Origin of the sequence: Amazonocrinis nigriterrae CENA67 (assembly GCF_016056305.1) — a bacterium.
In the GTDB taxonomy this organism is placed as follows: domain Bacteria; phylum Cyanobacteriota; class Cyanobacteriia; order Cyanobacteriales; family Nostocaceae; genus Amazonocrinis; species Amazonocrinis nigriterrae.
In genome coordinates, this window is record NZ_JAECZC010000016.1 from 116,225 (window position 1) to 136,784 (window position 20,560).

Here is a 20,560-nt window from a genome sequence, read left to right on the forward strand (position 1 = left end):
CCCCTGCTCCCCTTCAATACCCTGCTTGCTTGTCCACTACATTCCGTAAAGGCTGACCAGCTTGGTAACGTTGGAAATTGTCGAGAAACAATTCTATTGAACGCTGTTTCACTCTTGGGGAATGACCTGAACAGTGAGGTGTAATAAACAGATTAGGAACTGACCACAAAGGACTATCTGATGATAGCGGTTCTCCAATTACTGTATCTAATGCTGCACCTGCAATCCAACCTTCGGTGAGGGCTTTAATCAATGCTGGTTCATCGACTACAGCACCACGAGCAATATTAATTAGATAAGCATGAGGAGGCAGCGATCGCAATACAGTTTCATCAATTAAGCCTTTGGTTTCACGAGTCAGTGGCGTAGCAATTACTACATAATCAACTTCTGGTAGGAGCGATCGCCATTCATCTGCACCCACAATTTTGTCGAAATTCGGCAGTTCTTGGGGATGGCAGCGACTGCCAAAAATTCTCATATTAAAAGCTTTAGCGCGGGCGGCAATTTCTTGACCGATACCACCAGCACCAATAATTAATAAAGTAGCATCCGTCAATTCTTGGATGGGAAAGTGCCTTTTCCAGTGACGTTCAGCTTGTAGTGCGTGCAACTGTGGCAAATGTTTAGCGTGGGAGAGTATGTAGGCAATAACAAATTCTGCGATCGGAATTCCATGTACTCCAGCCCCATTAGTCAGAATGAGGTCGCGTTCCAAATAAGCTGGTGTGAGAAAGTGATTTACCCCTGCATTCGGCGCATGATGCCAACGAAGCGTCGGCGCTGCTGCTAACACTTGATGCAGGCTAGTAAGTTTGAGAAAAAACCAACTTAAATAAACTTCCGCATCATGGGCATCATTATCGAGATTGCCGTCACTGTCAACAAGTACAATTTTTGTGTCAGATGGTAAATGAGGCTCAATTTCGGCAGCGACTTCGATAGGTAAAATGAGTTTCATTTTTAATTGCGGTGAATGTTGACTGCTAACTGCTGACTGCTCACTATCAGCAGTTTACAAATACAATAATTAATTGTGCAATTTATACAAATTTTTTCCAATCCGCCAACAGATTCAAACTTTAAAACCCATACTATACCTGAAGTACAGACAATTCGCCGAATCGTCTCTCCAATTACGAATTACGAATTACAAATTACGAATTTTTCGATAATACCAGAGGTCTAGCCCATTTTTACTAGGGCTACCTCTTGCTTAGGTGACAGCACCCAGAGTCAGTACGCTCTTAAAGAAACAAAATTACTCAACCTCGGACTTAATAATCGTCCTAATACTCTGTCATACCAACTTTTAGAAACTCCTTTTCTCTTTCTCTGTGTTCTCTGTGCGACGCCAGTTGCTTCAAGTCGGCAGAGCCGACGACAGTCGCTTCAAGCCGGGAAACCCGTCCAACGCGCTGTCTCCCCAACGCACTGGCTCCTCTGTGGTTCGTTATATACCTAAACTTCAAACACCTGAGTGTACTAATTGTTGAGCTGCCTGAGCTTTTTCACCACTCATCACTCGGTCTAGAACAGTTTCTCTGATGTTGACAAATACTTCACTGGCTCTATCTCTTGGGCGTGGCAGATTCACAACCACATCCATAGCAATATGTCCATTTTCAATCAGTACCACCCTATCAGCCAAAGCCACAGCCTCCTCTACATCATGAGTGACTAAAAAAGCTGTAAACTTGCGTTCTTGCCATAAAGTTTCAATTAAATGCTGCATTTCTAGGCGAGTTAGAGCATCTAATGCTCCCAAAGGTTCATCTAGCAATAGCAAACGAGGCTGACTCACTAATGCTCTGGCTAATGATACCCGTTGCCGCTGTCCTCCAGACAGTACAGACGGCCACTCAGAAGCTCTATCTTTGAGTCCCACTTTCTCCAAAGCCCACAGCGCTCTTTCACGCCAATTACCCTGCAAGCCCAACCCCACATTTTCGATTACTCGCTTCCAAGGCAGCAAGCGGGAGTCTTGAAACATTACTGTTACAGAACGGCTCAGCTTACGCAGTGGTTCTCCATCTAGCAATATCCCGCCTGAAGTTGCTTTATCCAATCCAGACACAAGACGCAACAAGGTACTTTTACCACAACCACTACGTCCCACAATGGCGACAAATTCACCAGGTGCTACTTCTAAATTTAAGGTGTTTAAAACAGTTTGATTGCCAAAAGTCTTTGTCAAATCCAAAATACTTAACTGTGTACCTTGTATACTTGCACTCACTGGGAAAACCTCCATTTATTAGAAAAATTGAATTTTTTCCTTTGTCATTCTTCATGAATTATTTATATTTACAAAGGACAAAGGACTAATAACTAATGACAGACAGTATCTATTTACGCTTTTGATAGTTGGGATTCCAAGCCAAGAATTTGGCTTCTAAACCTCTAGCGATCGCATCTGCTAATTTACCCAGCAAAGCGTAGATAACAATACTCAAAACCACCACATCAGTTTGCATAAACTCACGGGCATTCATCGCCATGTAACCAAGACCAGAATCGGCAGCAATAGTTTCTGCCACAATCAATGTTAGCCACATAATCCCCAGGGAAAAACGGACTCCCACCAAAATCGAAGATAATGCTCCTGGAAAGATGATTTGCCACAATAGTTGTGGTGTTTTTAATCCATAGACTTTACCCATCTCAATCAGTCCAGGATCAACGCTACGAATACCATGAAATGTATTGAGATAGAGTGGAAAGAAAACCCCCATAGATACTAGAAATAGTCTCGCTTGGTCACCAATCCCAAACCAGAGAATCACTAGCGGAATTAATGCCAAATTGGGAATGGTGCGGAGCATTTGTAAAGAACTATCCAACAACTTTTCTGCTAAACGAGAAAAGCCGTTGAGCAATCCTAAACTAAAGCCAATACTGCCACCGACGATAAAACCAGATATTGCACGCCCAGCACTAATTGCTATATGTTGGAATAATTCTCCAGTCGAAGCTAATTTGTATGCTGTGAAGATGACACCACTCGGTGCTGGTAAAATTCTACTTGAGAGTAGACCTGCTCTTGAAGAAATTTCCCAAAGCGTCAGCACCAAAACTGGCACAATCCAAGGAATTATTTTCTCAAATTGTGGGTGTTCTAGTAACTTATTCAGGGATACATTGTAGCTTTTGCTGGTAGTATTTCTTAGAGTAATAGCCATTGCATTTTTGATTTGAAATATCAAATTTTCAGATTTTCCCCAAATATAAATATTGGACTATCAAATTTAGAATTTGAGATTTGAGATTTTTACTTCATCCCAAATCAAAAATTTCAAATCTCAAATCCAAAATCTTATGAGGCGCTTGTGAGTTGTTTAGCAAATTCAGCTTTGCTGACAATTTCACCAAAAGGACTGAATTGTTGTGTTAAAGGTGTTGATTCGTTCTGCAAAGGTAAGCGTGGAAACAATAATTCAGCAGTGCGATAGGCTTCTTCTAGATGGGGATATCCAGAGAAGATAAAACTTTCTATGCCTAGTTCTCGATACTCCAGCATTCTGGCCACAACTGTGTCAGCATCGCCAACAAGAGCAGTACCAGCACCACCGCGCACCAATCCAATTCCTGCCCATAAATTGGGGCTAATCTCTAATGCTTCTCGTGAGCCATTATGTAGTTGACTCATGCGCCGTTGTCCTTCAGAATCAGACTTGGCTAAGGCTTGCTTTGCTTTAGCGATCGCTGCATCATCGACATACTCAATTAACTCATTAGCAGCATCCCAAGCAGCCGACTCTGTTTCTCGCACAATCACATGCAGGCGAATACCAAAACTTACTGTTCTGCCTTGTTCGGCTGCTAGTTGACGCACTTCGGCAATTTTTTGTGCTACTTGTTCTGGGGGTTCTCCCCAAGTCAGGTAGGCATCAATATGTTTAGCTGCAACCAGCTTTGCAGCCGCAGATGAACCACCAAACCACAACGGTGGATAAGGTTTTTGTACTGGTGGGAACAACAGCTTGCCACCTTTGATATCTAGGTAGCGTCCTTTAAAATCCACGGTTTCGCCGCTGGTAATTCCTCGCCAAACTGTGAGAAATTCATCAGTTAACTCATAACGCTCATCATGGCTAAGATGCAAGCCATCCCCAGCAAGTTGTATCGGATCACCACCTGTCACCACATTGATCAACAATCGGCCATTCGACATCCGGTCAAATGTTGCTGCCATGCGTGCAGCCACACCCGGCGAAGAAATTCCTGGGCGAATTGCCACCAAAAACTTCATCCGCTTGGTGACAGATATTAAAGAGGCAGCAGTAATCCAAGCATCTTCACAAAAAGGCCCTGTGGGGAGTAATGCACCTGTATAGCCCAGATTATCCACAGCTTGGGCAATTTGCTGTAAATAATCAGGAGTAGCAGTGCGCCTGCCATTCTCTGTTCCTAAATAACGTCCGTCACCACCAGTGGGAATAAACCAAAGAATTTGCATTGTTGTCTGGGTGTTTTAAGGTGTTAAACTACAGTTAATTGACCGAATTACCGTAGTTTATAGTCAAAATTTTACTCGAAATTATGTAAAAATCAACTTCAACTTGACGATTAGTAATGATTGGGGGAAGGGGAAGGGGAAGTCAAAGAGAAGGTAAGATTGACTTATAGCTGTAATGCCTGTGATTTAAAATCAACTTCTTTGCGAAATTCTTACATATTTGTCACATGGATAGCTGTAGTGTCAAATACAACTTTTGCCCCACTAACCCACATGTTCGACTAACTGATAATCACCTTCAGGCACTCAACACTCAGCACTCAGCACTCCTGTGCCGTTACGATTGGCAACTGTATATATTTGATACGGAAGTTTTTTCAGCAGGACTTACGCACGGACTACGATTTTACGTCCGAAGCGAGCGTTTGCTCTCCTGCGTTCTCGTTCACTGAAGGTGTTCCCGAAGGGTAGGGTAGCGAAGTAGTCGCAAAAGCTTAGTTTTTCGTCACGAGTGCGTAAGTCCTATTCAGATTAGAATCTAAATACAGTACGAACCCAACCAAATAAACTGTCAGGGTTGCTGGCATTTGAATCTGGTGCAGTCACCCAGATAAAACCTGGTGTAATCTCAATGTTATCGGCGATTTTATATTGGTAGAATGCCTCGATATGCAGCGAAGTATCTTTGTCTGCTTGTCCTAAGCCTGCTCCTAAATCTACATTCTTACTCAGACTAATCAGTTTCGGTGCCATACCCACAAATAATCCCCCCAGACTGCCTTTCTTACCAAGATCAGGGAATGCCATTCCGACAGCCCAATCCATAGCTTCTCCATCGCCACGACCTAAATAGCGGTGCGCGCCATAGCTTACCCAACCATTAATAGCAAACCCAGGACTAACTCTATAGAATGCTTGTATGCCATAAAGATTAGCCACGGTTCCTGCTCCGGCTACAGTGCTATTGACCAAGTTACTTCCTGCTGCTGGGCCGAAGTTTGTTCCGCTTAGACCTCTGGTGTTTGGTGGGCTATAGGTATTAACGTAAGTAAAAGCCGCCCGAAAGTTCTTATCACGACTAGTGTAGAGTAGCTGTCCGAGAGCTAAGTATCGGCCTGAAAAGAAGCCATTGTTAGGTGTGGGGTTGTTAGCGTTGGGTGCGCTATAGGCTAACCCTACTTGGAACTGTTGATTCAATCTGTGGAGTACAGCAATTCCACCGCCGGAATCTCCATAGTTATAGACTAAAGCTCGCCGTGAAAAGCGTGAAATCCCATTAGCACCGGTTGCCAAATTTGATTCAAAATATGGGTTGATCGGAATAGTAAAGCCTATCTCATTAGCTCCATCGGAAAGAGCATAAATATTGACTTGGGTGTTTTTACTAAGTGGAAACCGATAACGCAGACCACCAAGAGAAAAATCATTGAGTGGTCTTGTAACATTGGCATTATCAGCGGTTCTGCCATCAAAAGTACCCAACAATCCCGCTCTTGTTTGTCCCAAGGATACGATACTTCCACCCCCTAGGGATATGCCTAGTGAATCTTTACCAGTAAAACTGGTGTTTAATCGCAAAGACACCGAGTCTTGGAAGGTAACTACACGGGGTGCTGCTTTCTTAGTGACGACGTTATCACCTGCTAGAAGTGAGCCAACAACAAATTGCACTCGACCTGTCAGTTTAGTTGTAGTGGAAAACTGCTGTGATTCCAGGGCTGCTGTCTTTGTTTCAAGTGCATCTACTCGTCCCCGCACTGTAGCGAGTTCTGCTGAAAATTGTTCTTGTAGCTGTTTGATTGTATCTAAATCTTCTTTTTTGACTAACTCTGCTGTAGAGCTGGCAATTAGTTCATTGAGGCGATCTAAGGCTGCATTTAAACCGGCGGCAAATTCATAACGGGTTAGAGCGCGGTTTCCTTTGAATGTACCATCTCCATAACCAGCAATCACGCCGTAGCGCTCGACTAAGGATTGTAATGCTTGAAATGCCCAATCTGTAGGTTTTACATCCGCTAACTGAGACACAGAACTAACCTGGCTCATTGGTGAATTTTCGTCTAAAGATCCAGATGTATTTGAACCTGTAGTACCTGGTGAAAGTATGTCAGAAACAGGTGTAACCTGTTCCATCAAATTGTTGTCTTGATCTACAGACTCAGGAGATTGCTCAGGAGTAGGCGCAATTTTGTCATCATTGATGGTGGATAAAATTGATGAATCTGTAGTTTCAGAAGATTTAGAAGATTCAAGGGTATTCGCCGAGCTTTTGGTAGGACTCACAACGAGAACCACTACCATATTTAGCAGGGCAATAAAAAACACTACCCATTGAAAATTCCAACGAAATTTAAGCATGGCTCCTCAACCCTAAACAGGAATACTCTTGGTTACAAAAAAATGAAAAAGTTACAGAAATATTTCAGACAATACTTCTCCCTCGCTGCGTAAGTCCTGTGATGAATGAATTCTGCGTTGTGTACTTCATTTACTTGCAAACTGCTGTAACTGCTAGCAGCCAGCAGGAACTGCAGGAAACGAAATTTTCCTAAGGGGTCAACTTAGGTTTCAAATGGGAAAATATTATAGTTAGGCAAGTAATTCGAGTTTTTTGGATTCAGTTATCTAAACTTTTGTATCTATGCTAGATTTACCTTGATTTAGTCAGAATTGACATTAGCAAAGTAAGCGAAGCAAGATAAAATTTTCTTTTCGTAACCAAAGCTTCAACTCTTATTCAAACTTGCACTCTTTGCTAGAAAGCAGGGGAGCAGGGGAGAACAAGTAGAATAACAACTGACTCCTAACTCAGCACTCAGCAATTAATACTCAGCACTCGTAATTCAACACTGGTTAGTGGTATTTCATAAGCATAGATAGTATTTATCAATAAACACCTATAAACCTATCGATTTACAGATGCTTTGCTTACAACCTTGGATATTTGCACAAAACACTGTAAAAAACAAGTGCCTTTATAAATATTTTTTATAACATCTTAGTTGTAAACTTGTATGATCAGATGCTTGCTTTTTTTTGGCAAGTGTGACAAACTTTGTTTTGAACCAAAACTACGGTAAATTGGTCAAGTTAAAGTAGTTTTAGTAATGAAGATTACAGTATTTTGATTTGCTGGTAAGCTGCCAAGTCTAGTAAAGACAAAAAATACCGACGGGGTAAGAAGTTGACCCTTGAGGACTTTATCGATGGGGGAAAGCGTTAATGCCTAAGAATGTGACAACCGATTTTGAACTCGACTTAGAAGCAGATGTGCTTGTGATTGGAGGCGGGCCAGCTGGGACTTGGGCAGCTTGGAGTGCTGCATCTGGCGGTGCTAAGGTTGTCCTTGTGGATAAAGGTTACTGTGGTACAACAGGATGTGCTGCTGCATCTGGTAATGGTGTTTGGTATGTACCACCCGATGCTGAGGCTCGATCTTCAGCGATCGCAAGTCGGGAATCATTGGGTGGATATTTAGCAGACCGAAGTTGGATGCATCGGGTATTGGATCAAACCTATGCCAACATTAACCTATTAGCACAATGGGGTTATCCCTTTCCCACCGACGATGAAGGCAAACCCTATCGGCGATCGCTGCAAGGGCCGGAATACATGCGGTTGATGCGGCGGCAAATCAAACGCATAGGAGTAAAGATTTTAGACCACAGCCCAGCTATAGAGTTATTAGTTGATAGTGATAATGCTGTGGGAGGTGCCACAGGAGTAAACAGACAGACTGGTGGTAGGTGGGCGGTGCGATCGCTAGCCACAGTTATTGCCACCGGTGGTTGTGCATTCCTCAGCAAAGCGTTAGGGTGCAACGTCCTAACAGGGGATGGTTATTTAATGGCAGCAGAAGCAGGTGCCGAAATGTCGGGGATGGAATTCTCTAATGCTTACGGCATCTCTCCTGCTTTTTCCTCAGTCACCAAAACCCTATTCTACAATTGGGCAACCTTTACCTACGAAGATGGCACACCCATTCCTGGTGCAGGTTCCCAAAGAGGACGTTCAGTAATTGCCCAGACATTGCTAAAACAGCCTGTTTACGCAATTTTAGATAAAGCGGCTGAACAAATGCGCCCATCTATGCGTTTAGCGCAGCCTAACTTCTTTTTACCCTTTGACCGTGCAGGCATAGATCCATTTACTCAACGCTTCCCCGTTACCTTGCGTTTAGAGGGAACAGTGCGCGGTACAGGTGGAATCAGGATTGTAGACGAAACCTGCGCCACCTCTGTACAAGGACTCTACGCGGCTGGAGATGCAGCCACACGCGAATTGATTTGTGGCGGATTTACTGGTGGTGGTAGTCATAATGCAGCTTGGGCAATTTCATCAGGTTATTGGTCAGGAAAATCTGCCGCAACATATGCTCAAAGTTTAGGGAAAAAAGCAACTCAACGCAGAGTTCGAGGTGTGGGAGAGGCAGTAATCAACTCTAGAACAGAAAATCCCCAAACCTTGGCAACTGATGAAGTCATTCAAGCAGTGCAAGCTGAAGTTTTCCCTTACGATCGCAACTTATTCCGCACAGATAAAGGCTTATCAGAGTCTTTAACTAGATTAGATAACCTCTGGCAAGAAGTTCGTGATAGTCAAGTAGAAAATAACCAGCTTGTGCGGGCCAGGGAAGCTGCGGCCATGGTAGCTACAGCCCGGTGGATGTACAACAGTGCCTTAGAACGCAAAGAAACTCGCGGGATGCACAAACATCAAGACTATCCGCAACAGGATGCTAACCAGCAACACTACCTGATTAGCGGCGGTTTAGATCAAGTTTGGGTAAAAGTGCAGCCATTAAACTCCACAGCAGAAAATCCCAAATCCAAAATAGGAGCAGCGGTGTGATAGAGTTGGTCAGCGAATCGCGGTGTATTAAGTGTAATATCTGCGTCAACGTTTGCCCAACCAACGTATTTGACCGCGTAGTTGATGCACCGCCAGCGATCGCACGACAGAGTGATTGTCAAACCTGTTATATGTGCGAATTGTATTGCCCAGTTGACGCCCTTTATGTAGCGCCAGAAAGCGACCTACAAACCACAGTCAACGAGGCAGAATTGGCAAATAAAGGATTACTAGGAAGTTACCGCGAAAACGTTGGTTGGGGATCTAAACGAACACCAAAAGCCAAAGAGGATCAAACCTTCGTAATTCTAAAGCAGTTGAGATAGAACAGCGGAGAAATATAGACATGCTGTTGTTGAAGAAAGCAGGGGAAGCGGGGGAGATGAGGAAGATGAGGAAGATGAGGGAGATGAGGGGGAGAATAACTAAACCCATTCCCTACTCCCTACTCCCTACTCCCCATCCTCCTAAAGTATCAAGTGCGAAATTATCAACTTTAGTAGTTTGCTTCCTGCTGCTACTAACTACAGCATGTAGCCAAGGCGAAACTAAATCTGCTAATGCTATTAATGCCAACAGCGCTAGCCCTGTGACTGCAACTAACAATACTTCTACTACCTTACGTGTAGGTTATGTAGGTTCTAGCGAACCCACAGGGCCGCTTGGTTGGGCAAAACAAAAGGGTATATTAGAGAGTGAAGTGCAAAAATTAGGATTCAAAAATATTACTTTTGCACGATTTCCTAACGGCCCAGACTTAAACGAGTCATTGGTAGCAGGTCAAATAGATGTCGGTTTTTTGGGCGATACACCAGCTATAGTTTTGAGAGCTAGGGGTGTTAATACTCGACTGCTTCGGATTACTCAATATAATACAACTGCTTGGTTAGTAGCCAAAAAGAATGGCCCTCGCACCCTGGCTGAACTGAAAGGTCAGAAAATAGCAACCCAAAAAGGATCTTATATGCATCGATACCTATTGGGTCTATTGGATCAGACTAAAATGGCTAAAGATGTAAAAGTCGTCCACTTGATGAGTACTGAAGCCAAATCTGCTTTAGAACGTGGTGATGTTGCGGCTTATGCAACTTCTAGCGAGTTGGGAGTTTTTCTGAAATCACAAGGGTTCCCGATAATTGATTCATCCGCATCTCATCAAGGTTTATCAGGCACATCATTAGTAGTAGCAACTGAAGAATTTTTAGCGAAACAGCCTGATTTTTCCAAAAAATTAAATGCAGTACTAACAGAAGCAGCCAAGGATTTAAAAGCTAATTCCCAAGAGTATTATCAATACCACGCCAAGACTACTAAATACCCAATCGAGATTGTTAAAGCTTCATACCCAATGACACAGGTATCAGAAGAACCATATCCAGCCGAAGGTTTAAAACTTTTAGAAGGAACCAAAAAGTTTCTGGTATCGCAGGGTTTAGCAAAATCAGACTTTCAATTAACAGATTGGGTAGTGAAAGAACAACAGTAATTCTAATTATTTGTGTTTTTTTGTTTAAAATCCACAAAGTCACAAAGGCACTAAGAGGTTGTTTGAAAAGTCTTTCACTGTGACTTTAGGCACTTTTAGATCCCCCCTAACCCCCCCCCTTTTTAAGGAGGGAACCTGAATCAAAGTCTCCCTTTTTAAGGGAGATTTAGAGGGATCTAAAACTTTTGATACCAACAAGAGGACTTTTCAAACATCCTCTAAGAAAAGAAGTTTTTGCATTATTAGGGTGAATTGTTATGACGATCGCACTAGAACGTCCGAAAAAAACTAAGTCTGCTGAAATTCGGGAAAGATTGGGTTATCCCATCATTGATACTGATGTCCATACTCAAGAATTTCAACCAGCATTTTTGGATTATTTAGAACAAGTTGGCGGTACTGCAATTGCTGAACGTTTCCAAGAACATTTACCAGGTTCATCTCGTTCTAAATGGTTCCAACAATCTTGGGAAGAACGCCGCCTCTACCGTACTACACGCCCTCCATTTTGGACTCGTCCTACCAGCGATGTTTTAAATTTAGCTACAATTAGCTTGCCGAAGTTGTTGCACGAACGGTTGCAAGAAGCCGGTACAGACTTTGCTGTGGTGTATCCCAACTTGGCAACAATGGGGCCGCACATCGGTTATGAAGAAATGCGGCGGGCTGTATGTCGCGCTGCTAATACTTACCATGCAGAAATTTTCCGTCCTTATAGCGATCGCTTAACTCCGATTGCTACAATTCCCATGCATACGCCAGAAGAAGCCATTGAAGAATTGGAGTATGCAGTAAAAGTTCTGGGATTGAAAGCAATTCAAATCCCTGGACATATCCGTCGCCCAATTCCCGCTTTTGAGAAGTATGGCGAAGAAGTCGCAAACGAGGCTATCTGGATTGATACTTTTGGTTTGGATAGTAAATATGATTACGATCCATTCTGGGCAAAATGCGTAGAACTGAAAGTTGTACCCACCACCCATTCTTCTGGTATGGGATGGATCAACCGACGTTCGATTTCTAACTATCAATACAACCACATCGGTCATTTTGCCGCCGCAGGGGAAGCACTTTGTAAGTCTCTATTCTTTGGTGGTGTAACTCACCGTTTCCCCACATTGAAGTTTGCATTCCTCGAAGGTGGTTCAGCTTGGGGTGCTAGTTTATACGCTGATTTGATTTGGCATTGGGACACCCGCAATAAAGACCATTTGCTAGAGAATAACAACCCTGATAATATTAATCGGGAAGAGTTGCTAGAGTACTTTGTTCGTTATGGTGGCGAACTTGTACATAATCGTGTGGAACAGTTGGGTAGTGGTTTAGGTTTCCACGGCAGCAACGAATTAATAACTACAGACAACCCAGGCAACTTAGACGAATTTGAAGTCGCAGGGGTGAAAGGGCCAGAAGATGTGAGGGAACGCTTCTTAAAGCACTTCTACTTCGGTACGGAATCAGATGATACCCGTGTAGCTCATGCATTTAACCGCAAAGCCAACCCCTATGGCGATCGCATCAAAGCCTTCTTGGGTTCCGATTCCGGTCACTGGGATGTGCCTGATATCACAGCGGTGGCAGCCAACGCCTACTCAATGGTAGAACGCAACATCATCACCGAAGAAGACTTGCAATATTTCCTATCTATTCATCCTTTGGAGTTGTACACCAGCCTCAACCGTGACTTCTTCAAAGGTACAGCTGTCGAAAAAGCGGCTGATGAATTTTTAGCTCGTAAAAACTAATTCTTTGTGTCTTGGTGTCTTTGTGGTTAAAAACCACCAAGGCACAAAGGCACAAAGAAAAAATTTGAATAAACGGGGTAAGCTATTATGACGATCGCACTAGAACGACCACAACAAAGATCCAAGTCGGCGCAGATTCGGGAAAAATTGGGTTATCCCATCATTGATACCGATGTTCATACCCAGGAATTTGAGCCAGCAGTATTAGATTATTTAGAGCAAATTGGTGGAACTGCGATCGCAGAAACATTCAAGCAGCATTTACCAGGATCTTCTCGCTTTAAGTGGTACAAGCAAACTTGGGAAGAACGTTTTGCTTATCGCAGCAATCGCCCTAATTGGTGGGGTCGTCCTACGAAAAATACTTTGAATTTAGCTACCATTAGCTTACCAAAGTTACTACACGAGCGTTTGCAAGAATCAGGTACAGACTTTGCTGTGTTGTATCCCAACTTGGCAACTCTAGCGCCGAACATCAGCAGAGAAGAAATGCGCCGTCCAGTTTGTCGGGCGATAAACACTTACCATGCTGATATTTTCCGCCCTTATTCTGACCGCTTAACACCAATCGCTGCAATTCCGATGCATACACCTGAAGAAGCGATTGAAGAGTTGGAGTATGCGGTGAATGTTCTGGGACTCAAAGCAATTCAAATCCCCGGTTACGTTCGTCGTCCCATTCCCGCTTTTGAAAAGTATGGGCCAGAAGTTGCTAACGAAGTAGTTTGGATTGATAACTTTGGTTTAGATAGCCAATATGATTACGATCCATTCTGGGCGAAGTGTGTAGAACTGAAAGTTATACCCACCACCCACGCTTCTAGTCAAGGTTGGACGACTCAGCGTTCAGTTACCAATGCTCAGTACAATCACATTAATCACTTCGCCTTTGCTGCGGAAGCATTTTGTAAATCGTTGTTCTTTGGTGGCGTAACTCGTCGCTTCCCCACCTTAAGATTTGCCTTCTTAGAAGGTGGTTCTGCTTGGGGTGCAAGTTTGTATGCTGATATTATTTGGCATTGGGAAACCCGCAACAAACAGCATTTGTTGACAAATAATAATCCTACCCTTGTAGATAAAGAAGCTTTAGCGGAACTATATATCCGTTATGGTGGTGAACTAGTAAAAGGTCGTGTAGATCAAATCGGCGATGGTTTAGGCTTCCACAGCAAACATTTTGCTCCCCAAGATCCTGGTCAACTCGACGAATTTGAACTAGCAGGAATTGAGAAACCTGAAGACGTGCGCGATCGCTTCTGGAAACACTTCTACTTCGGTACAGAATCAGATGATACCCGTGTAGCTCATGCCTTCAATCGTGCGGCCAATCCCTTTGGCGATCGCGTCAAAGCCTTCTTAGGTTCTGATGCTGGTCACTGGGATGTGCCTGATATCACAGCCGTTACAGCCAACGCCTACTCAATGGTAGAACGCGGCATTATTACCGAAGAAGACCTGCAATATTTCCTATCTATTCATCCATTGGAGTTATACACCAGCCTCAACCGTGACTTCTTCAAAGGTACAGCTGTGGAGAAAGCGGCTGATGAGTATCTAGGGAGTAGGGAGTAGGGAGTGGGGAGTGGGGAAGATGAGGGAGATAAGGGGGATGAGGAGGATGAGGAAGAAAAATTCACCTCAATTTCCAATTCCCAATTCCCAATTCCCTACTCCCTACTCCCTACTCCCCAATTTTTAAGCTGTCTACTCACTATCCCGTAAGGTAGGTATTATTCAATGTCTACCTTACTTACCTAAATTACAGAAAACTCAATAACTCTTTTTTTAATTTGAACTGACAGTTATCAGTCATCAGTCAACAATCATCCTATGACCCAACTAAAAACACTTCCTACTTACGACCCTACATTATTTGAAGGTGCAGCTGAAGGTTACGCCCAATATAGAACCAAATATCCATCTGCTGTATTTGCTAAATTAGCCAAAATATTTAATCTCAATGGTCAAGGAAGACTCCTTGATTTAGGTACTGGCCCAGGATTAATTGCTATACCTTTACGAAACCAATTTGAGGAAATTGTTGCTATTGATCCTGACCCGGAAATGCTCCAAGAAGCTAAACGACAAGCAGCAGCAGTAGAAGCAAATAATATTATTTGGTTAGAACAAGGTGCAGAGTTTATCGACTCTAGTTTAGGAAAATTTAAGTTAGCCACTATTGGTAGAGCCTTCCATTGGATGGAACGCGAAGTAGTGCTAGAGCGCCTTTATGAATTGCTTACCGATGATGGTGGCCTAGCACTGCTTAATACAGGTGATAACCCTTGGGTAAGTTCTTTACCTTGGAAACAAGCTGCTGTTGGAGTAGTAAAGAAATGGTTAGGTGAAGAACGACGCACCGGACAACGAGGACAAGGTATTCGTAAGCCAGTCGATCCTCCCCATGAAGTCGTAATTGCCAATTCAGCTTTTGCTCGCCAAGAAGTTTATGAAATAATATTTGAAAAATCTTGGACAGTCGATAGCTACCTGGGTTATTTATACACTACAGCCTTCTCTTTGAAAATTTTTTATGGTGATAATGCTAAAGCATTTGAAGCAGATTTAAAAGAAGCATTACTAGCGGTTGAACCATCTGGACATTTTACAGAAGAACTCAAAGCTTCAATCTTAGTCGCTTGGAAACGCTAGTGGTCTATCGCATTAATTTTGCTGGGTAAACTCAAATCAATTTTTCTTTGTTTTTCTCTTTCTTAGCGTTCTTTGCGTCCTTTGCGGTTCGTTACTAATAAGACCACAAATTTCAATCTCCCACTAGCATGACCCAGGAGTGGGAATAAACCCACTCCAATTCCTAAATTTTTTCATGGCAACCATTAATATTTAAGTTCCTCGAGTCGCTACAGGGTGGGCCATGTCCACCCTACTTCCTAAATTGAGACATTACTAAAAAGCCAAAATAATTTTATTATTGGTCTAATGACAAAACTTATTAATGATCAAGTCAATGTATTATATTCAAAAATTTAAATTATTGAAAATACAAAAATATTGGCTATACAATACAATAATTAATTGCCATGATAAAACTTAATTTAAAAAAATCTTCTCGTTGCGGTTGAGAAGATACTCACAGACTGCAATAATTCTTTTAATTTGCAGTCTGTGTTATTTAAATCATAGTATTTAGGATAGTATAAGACTAATTAAATATTTTCAATAACAAATTATGAAGACAAATTTCTTCTGTAGAATCTCAAACAATACTATATATTCCAAGTTGGAATAATTATACATTTAGCTTTTGAACCCTCCAGATTTTGACGCTCACCTCGATAAAAGAAACAAAACAATCCATGCAAGGTTTAAAAACAAAATTTGAATTTTGTAAACGTCCTAAAACTACTCGTCGTTCTTTGTTGTTTGCAATAGGTTACTGCCTAGTACTATCCACTACTCTGTGGAGTTGTGATGCACCATCAAATAATAATCAGCAACAAGCAGCTACACCAAGTAGTGCCCAAAAGGAAGTAGTGCGTATTGTACGCTCAAAACAACTTTCATCTTTAGCAGTTTTAGAAAAGCAAGGTTCTTTAGAAAAAAGATTGGAACCTCTGGGTTTTAAGGTGGAATGGTCTGAGTTTGCAGCAGGGCCACAACAGTTAGAAGCTCTAAATGCAGGTTCACTCGACATTGCATCAACAGCAGAATCACCTCCTGTATTTGCACAAGCAGCAGGAACGCCCCTTGTATACCTAGCCACTACACCTCCTAATGGTAAAGCAGTTTCCCTTTTAGTTCCTATCAACTCTTCTATCAAAAGTGTTGCTGAATTAAAGGGTAAAAAAGTTGCTTTCCAAAAAGCATCTATAGGTCATTATCTTTTAGTCAAAGCCGTAGAAAAAGCGGGACTAAAATTAAGCGATGTGCAGTCAGTTTTCTTACCACCACCAGATGCAAATGTAGCGTTCAGTCAAGGTAAAGTGGATGCTTGGTTTATTTGGGATCCATTTGTTACTAGAAATGAACAAAAGAAAGTAGGTCGTGTTGTAATAGATGGCGGTGATTTGCGAGATACTGGCAATTTTTACTCAACTTCACGCCAGTTTTATCAAGCACACCCTGATGTCATTAAAATATTTCTAGAAGAACTCGAAAAAGCAGAAACTTGGTCTAAGGATCATCGTACTGAAATGGCACAAATGCTTGCTCCAGTAACTCAGCTAGATCCGCCTACGCTAGAAATCATGCACGATAAATATGAGTATGGTTTGCGACCAATTACTGAACAAGTTATCAATAAGCAACAAGAAGTTGCAGAGAAATGGTACAGTCTAGGACTTATCCCCAAGAAGGTGAATGTTAGAGACGGTTTTTTAACACCAGAAGAGTACGCCAAGATTACTCCTTCGGATGTTTTAGCGAAAAAATAGCATCAGAATTCAGGAGTCAGAATTCAGGAATCAGAATAGTTAAAGAATCAGCAGAACATTTGAGAAATAAATGTACTAATCTGACTAAACTCCTGATCAATTCTGGCTTCTGACTCCTGGGTGTTGAATTCCTACAAAATAGCTTTTTACCTTTTGGTGAATTACAAATTGAAATTTACGAAGTCAGGAGAATATAATGCCTAGTTTGACTTTGACAGAATTTAAAATTACTTCTACTGGTGGGCCATTGGGGGCGGTGGTGACTGGGCTTGATGCTAGTCAACCTGTTGCGCCTGAAGTGATTTTACAACTAAAACAAGCACTGCGCGATCGCCACATTTTAATCTTCAAAGAGCAAAAACTCACTGATGAGCAATTGTTGAACTTTGCATTTTACTTTGGCGACCTCTATGTACCACCAGACGATGTTCCAGTATTAGCTTCTCAACCAGGTGTAACTCCGGTAGTGATTCCCATCTCCAACCTTGACGGCGGCTATACGGGTACTGGAGAACTGGCTTTTCATTCTGACCACCACTGGACTCCTAAGCCTTCTAGCGGTTCGCTGCTGTATGCTTTGGAAGTACCTTCGCAGGGTGGCGATACTTATTGGTTGAATCTCAATTTGGCTTATGAGACTTTAGATGAAGCAACCAAACAACGGATTGCAGATTTGCAGTTGATTACCTATAATCCATTTTTGCGTGATAAGAATGCACCTCGCTCAAAGTACCGTTTAGATCGCAACATTCCTCTAACTAGTCCTGTATTTCCCCATCCTTTGGTGCGGACACATCCTGAAAGTGGTAAAAAAATCCTCTATTTAGACTATGCAACTGAAGTTGAAGTTGTTGGCTTAGAACCACAAGAAGGAGCAGAATTGATTGAACAATTGAGAGAACATCTCAATCAGCCTCGGTTTTACTATCAACACAAATGGTCTGTGGGTGATATTGTCTACTGGGATAATCAAGCTACCTTACACTACCGCCAAGCATTTGATCCGAATGAACGTCGTGTGATGAGGCGAGTTAGTCTTGCAGGTAGTCGTCCTTTTTAAGTTTTAGGTTAAAGCCTAAATTTTTAGCTTCCTATCTACCGCGTGCTTTATTCTGGAGTGGGTTTTACCCACTCTACTTTCTCAACTCTTCTTAATTACGTTAATGACAATAGCCAATCGAAGCTTAAAAAACTTAATTATCAAAGATAAAACCACAACTAAACCTCAACATATACCGCTATTTATAGCTGCTTGTTCAATAGTAACATCAATGTTTTTAGTTAGTTGTGGTGCAGAAAATCAAACTAGTCAAAATCAAATATCTGCTAGTAGTATAAAAGCCAATAATAAATCAGTTTCCAATAATACACAAAAACAAGAAGTACGAGTAGTTTACTCTAAGCTCGGTTCTCTTGCAGTTATGAGGAAACAGGGAACTTTAGAAAAAAGCTTGGCAGCTAAGAATTTTACGGTAAAGTGGTTGGAATTTGCTGCTGGGCCACAAGCTTTAGAAGCATTAAATGCTGGTTCTCTTGATATTGCAGCTACAGCTGAATCACCTCCTATATTTGCTCAAGCAGCAGGTACACCTCTTGTTTATGTAGCGACTACAGCATTTAATGGTCAAGGAGTTTCTTTTTTAGTACCAAAAAATTCCCCTATTAAAAGTTTTGCTGACTTTAAGGGTAAAAAAGTTTCTTTTCAAAAAGCTTCTATTGCTCACTATGTTTTGTTGAAAGGATTACAAAAAGAAGGTCTTAAACTCAGCGATGTAAAATCTATTCTTCTCCCGCCTCCAGATGCAAATGTTGCTTTTAGTCAAGGTGGGCTTGATGTTTGGGTAACTTGGGAACCCTACATCACAAGAGCTGTACAACAAAATATTGGTCGTGTATTCAGAGATGGCCAAGGACTCCAGGATCTAGGAGGCTTTTATTCTACCTCGCGAAAATTTGCTAAAGAACATCCTGAAATTCTCAAAATTTTCCTAGAAGAGCTTTTAAAAGCAGACGAATGGTCTCAGAAAAATCCTGATAAATTAGCAGAACTTGTTTCCCCTGACGTTGGTATTGATGTTCCTACTCTCAAAAAAATTCAAGCTAAATCAGCATATGGGTTGTTACCAATAACTGAACAAGTTGTTAATAAGCAACAACAAATTGCAGATTTGTGGTACAGCCAAGGACTTTTACCGAAAAAGGTCAATGTTAAAGATGGCATATTAACCCTAGAAGAATATGCAGCTTTTACACCAAAATCAATTCAAGCTAAATAGTTCACGACTGAAGTTAGAGCTAAATGTCTATTAATAAATTTTAGCTTTCGGCAAAAATTAGGCAATTTCAAATAAAATTAATTGCTTAAAGTAATTCAAAAACTGTATGGATATTATTAAAAAATGTTTACCAATTCCATCAAAAATCAATCAATATTAATTCGTCGGTTAGCATTATGTATAATGCCTAGTTTTTTGGCTTTATCTACTACCTTAATTAGTTGTAGTTCAACCAGCCATAAAGCAGATATAGTAGGGGAAAAAGCTGTAAGCATTAAAACAAAAGTTTTGCGAATGGGATATCAAAGTTCTGGTGATATTGTAAGAGTAAGGGGAGTTTTAGAAAAACGTTTGTCACCTTTGGGTATCAAAGTAGAGTGGGCGCAATTTGCCCAAGGCCCGCAACTCATGGAAGCGATGAATGTCGGCAAAATTGATGTAGGTTCAGTAGGGGAAACTCCTCCCATCTTTGCCCAAGCTGCTGGTGCAAGAATTGTTTATCTTGCTGGTAGAAGACTTACTCAAAATTCAGGTGCAGGAAGTGCTATTGTTGTCCCTAAAGGTTCTCCAATTAAAACTTTAGCTGGAATTAAAGGTCAGAAAGTAGTCTTTCAAAAAGGTTCTGCTTCTCACTATTTCATTATTCAAGCTTTGAAAGAAGTAAGCTTAAAATATAGTGATATCCAAGTTTTGAGTATGCCTAATGTCGAAGCTCGTGGTGCGTTTATTCAGGGGACTATTCCAGTTTGGGTTACAGGTGATCCTCACTTAGCTTTAGTAGAAAAACTCCACGGTGCGCGTGTGCTAAGAGATGCTAAAAATATTGGTACTCCAGGTGGATATTATGTAGGAACACGCGAGTTTGCTAAAGACAATCCCGAATTAGTTCGGATTATCTTAGAAGAGATTGATAAAAACGGTCAATGGGCTGAAGCAAACCGTAAGGAAGTCGCTAAGTTAGTAGCACCGATACTCAAAATTGATCTGCCTATTCAAGAGATAATTTCTGGACGTTCCAATTTTCGATTGAAAGGAATTACACCAGAATTGATGAAAGACCAACAACGTATTGCAGATTTATTTTATAATGAAAAAATATTGCCTAAAAAGATTGATGTTCAAGAAGCGCTGTTAACACCTAAAGAATATGCAGCTATTACTCCCCCAACACTCATTAGTGAAAAGTAAAAGAATTTGAAGAAATAAATGATTTGTTGACTGATGACTGTTGACTGCTGACTGTCAGTATGGAACAATTACAAGCTAATATTTTTTATTGGTCAGCCCCTAGAGACTGATCAAGGATGAAAAATGAAGGTTACAATTTTACTACTTGATAGTACCTGAGT

15 protein-coding genes are annotated in these 20,560 nt (G+C 41.6%); 10 read left to right on the forward strand and 5 right to left on the reverse strand.

The window, feature by feature from the left end:
• Positions 1–13: 13 nt before the first annotated feature.
• The 5 genes from I8748_RS11645 to I8748_RS11665 all read right to left on the reverse strand — a co-directional run bounded on the left by I8748_RS11645 (position 14) and on the right by I8748_RS11665 (position 6,817).
• Positions 14–961, reverse strand: a complete 948-nt coding sequence (locus I8748_RS11645) for a D-2-hydroxyacid dehydrogenase (protein ID WP_198124738.1) — start codon at positions 959–961, stop codon at positions 14–16.
• A 507-nt stretch (positions 962–1,468) separates the two neighbouring features.
• Positions 1,469–2,239: an ATP-binding cassette domain-containing protein gene (locus tag I8748_RS11650; RefSeq protein WP_198124739.1), complete on the reverse strand. Its 771-nt coding sequence runs from the start codon at positions 2,237–2,239 to the stop codon at positions 1,469–1,471.
• A 109-nt stretch (positions 2,240–2,348) separates the two neighbouring features.
• Positions 2,349–3,182, reverse strand: coding sequence for an aliphatic sulfonate ABC transporter permease SsuC (gene ssuC, locus I8748_RS11655; RefSeq protein ID WP_198124740.1), 834 nt, complete (start codon positions 3,180–3,182; stop codon positions 2,349–2,351).
• Between the two features lie 134 nt (positions 3,183–3,316).
• On the reverse strand, positions 3,317–4,459 hold the full coding sequence (gene ssuD, locus I8748_RS11660; protein ID WP_198124741.1) for an FMNH2-dependent alkanesulfonate monooxygenase: 1,143 nt from the start codon (positions 4,457–4,459) through the stop codon (positions 3,317–3,319).
• Between the two features lie 531 nt (positions 4,460–4,990).
• Positions 4,991–6,817: an iron uptake porin gene (locus I8748_RS11665; protein WP_198124742.1), complete on the reverse strand. Its 1,827-nt coding sequence runs from the start codon at positions 6,815–6,817 to the stop codon at positions 4,991–4,993.
• A gap of 864 nt (positions 6,818–7,681) precedes the next feature.
• Between I8748_RS11665 and I8748_RS11670 the strand changes: the two genes are divergently transcribed.
• The 10 genes from I8748_RS11670 to I8748_RS11715 all read left to right on the forward strand — a co-directional run bounded on the left by I8748_RS11670 (position 7,682) and on the right by I8748_RS11715 (position 20,399).
• Positions 7,682–9,310 carry an FAD-dependent oxidoreductase gene (locus tag I8748_RS11670; RefSeq protein ID WP_198124743.1) on the forward strand — a complete coding sequence of 543 codons (1,629 nt, stop codon included), beginning with the start codon at positions 7,682–7,684 and terminating at the stop codon, positions 9,308–9,310.
• Positions 9,307–9,636, forward strand: coding sequence for a 4Fe-4S binding protein (locus tag I8748_RS11675; protein WP_198124744.1), 330 nt, complete (start codon positions 9,307–9,309; stop codon positions 9,634–9,636). The genes I8748_RS11670 and I8748_RS11675 overlap by 4 nt, the downstream gene beginning before the upstream one ends.
• A gap of 65 nt (positions 9,637–9,701) precedes the next feature.
• The gene (locus tag I8748_RS11680) at positions 9,702–10,796 is read left to right on the forward strand and encodes an ABC transporter substrate-binding protein (RefSeq protein WP_225896384.1); all 1,095 of its coding nucleotides are present in this window, start codon (positions 9,702–9,704) and stop codon (positions 10,794–10,796) included.
• Between the two features lie 257 nt (positions 10,797–11,053).
• Complete coding sequence (locus I8748_RS11685; protein WP_198124745.1) at positions 11,054–12,541, forward strand: amidohydrolase family protein; 1,488 nt, start codon at positions 11,054–11,056, stop codon at positions 12,539–12,541.
• Positions 12,542–12,628: 87 nt separating this feature from the next.
• Positions 12,629–14,113 (forward strand): amidohydrolase family protein, encoded by a 1,485-nt coding sequence (locus I8748_RS11690; RefSeq protein ID WP_198124746.1) that lies wholly within the window; start codon positions 12,629–12,631, stop codon positions 14,111–14,113.
• 258 nt (positions 14,114–14,371) lie between these two features.
• The gene (locus I8748_RS11695; protein WP_198124747.1) at positions 14,372–15,193 is read left to right on the forward strand and encodes a class I SAM-dependent methyltransferase; all 822 of its coding nucleotides are present in this window, start codon (positions 14,372–14,374) and stop codon (positions 15,191–15,193) included.
• A 665-nt stretch (positions 15,194–15,858) separates the two neighbouring features.
• Positions 15,859–16,935 carry an aliphatic sulfonate ABC transporter substrate-binding protein gene (locus I8748_RS11700; protein ID WP_198124748.1) on the forward strand — a complete coding sequence of 359 codons (1,077 nt, stop codon included), beginning with the start codon at positions 15,859–15,861 and terminating at the stop codon, positions 16,933–16,935.
• A 196-nt stretch (positions 16,936–17,131) separates the two neighbouring features.
• Entirely contained in the window at positions 17,132–17,995 is an 864-nt protein-coding gene (locus tag I8748_RS11705) for a TauD/TfdA dioxygenase family protein (protein ID WP_198124749.1), read from the forward strand.
• A 103-nt stretch (positions 17,996–18,098) separates the two neighbouring features.
• Positions 18,099–19,211, forward strand: coding sequence for an aliphatic sulfonate ABC transporter substrate-binding protein (locus I8748_RS11710; protein WP_198124750.1), 1,113 nt, complete (start codon positions 18,099–18,101; stop codon positions 19,209–19,211).
• Positions 19,212–19,334: 123 nt separating this feature from the next.
• Positions 19,335–20,399 carry a sulfonate ABC transporter substrate-binding protein gene (locus tag I8748_RS11715; protein WP_198124751.1) on the forward strand — a complete coding sequence of 355 codons (1,065 nt, stop codon included), beginning with the start codon at positions 19,335–19,337 and terminating at the stop codon, positions 20,397–20,399.
• Positions 20,400–20,560: the final 161 nt, after the last annotated feature.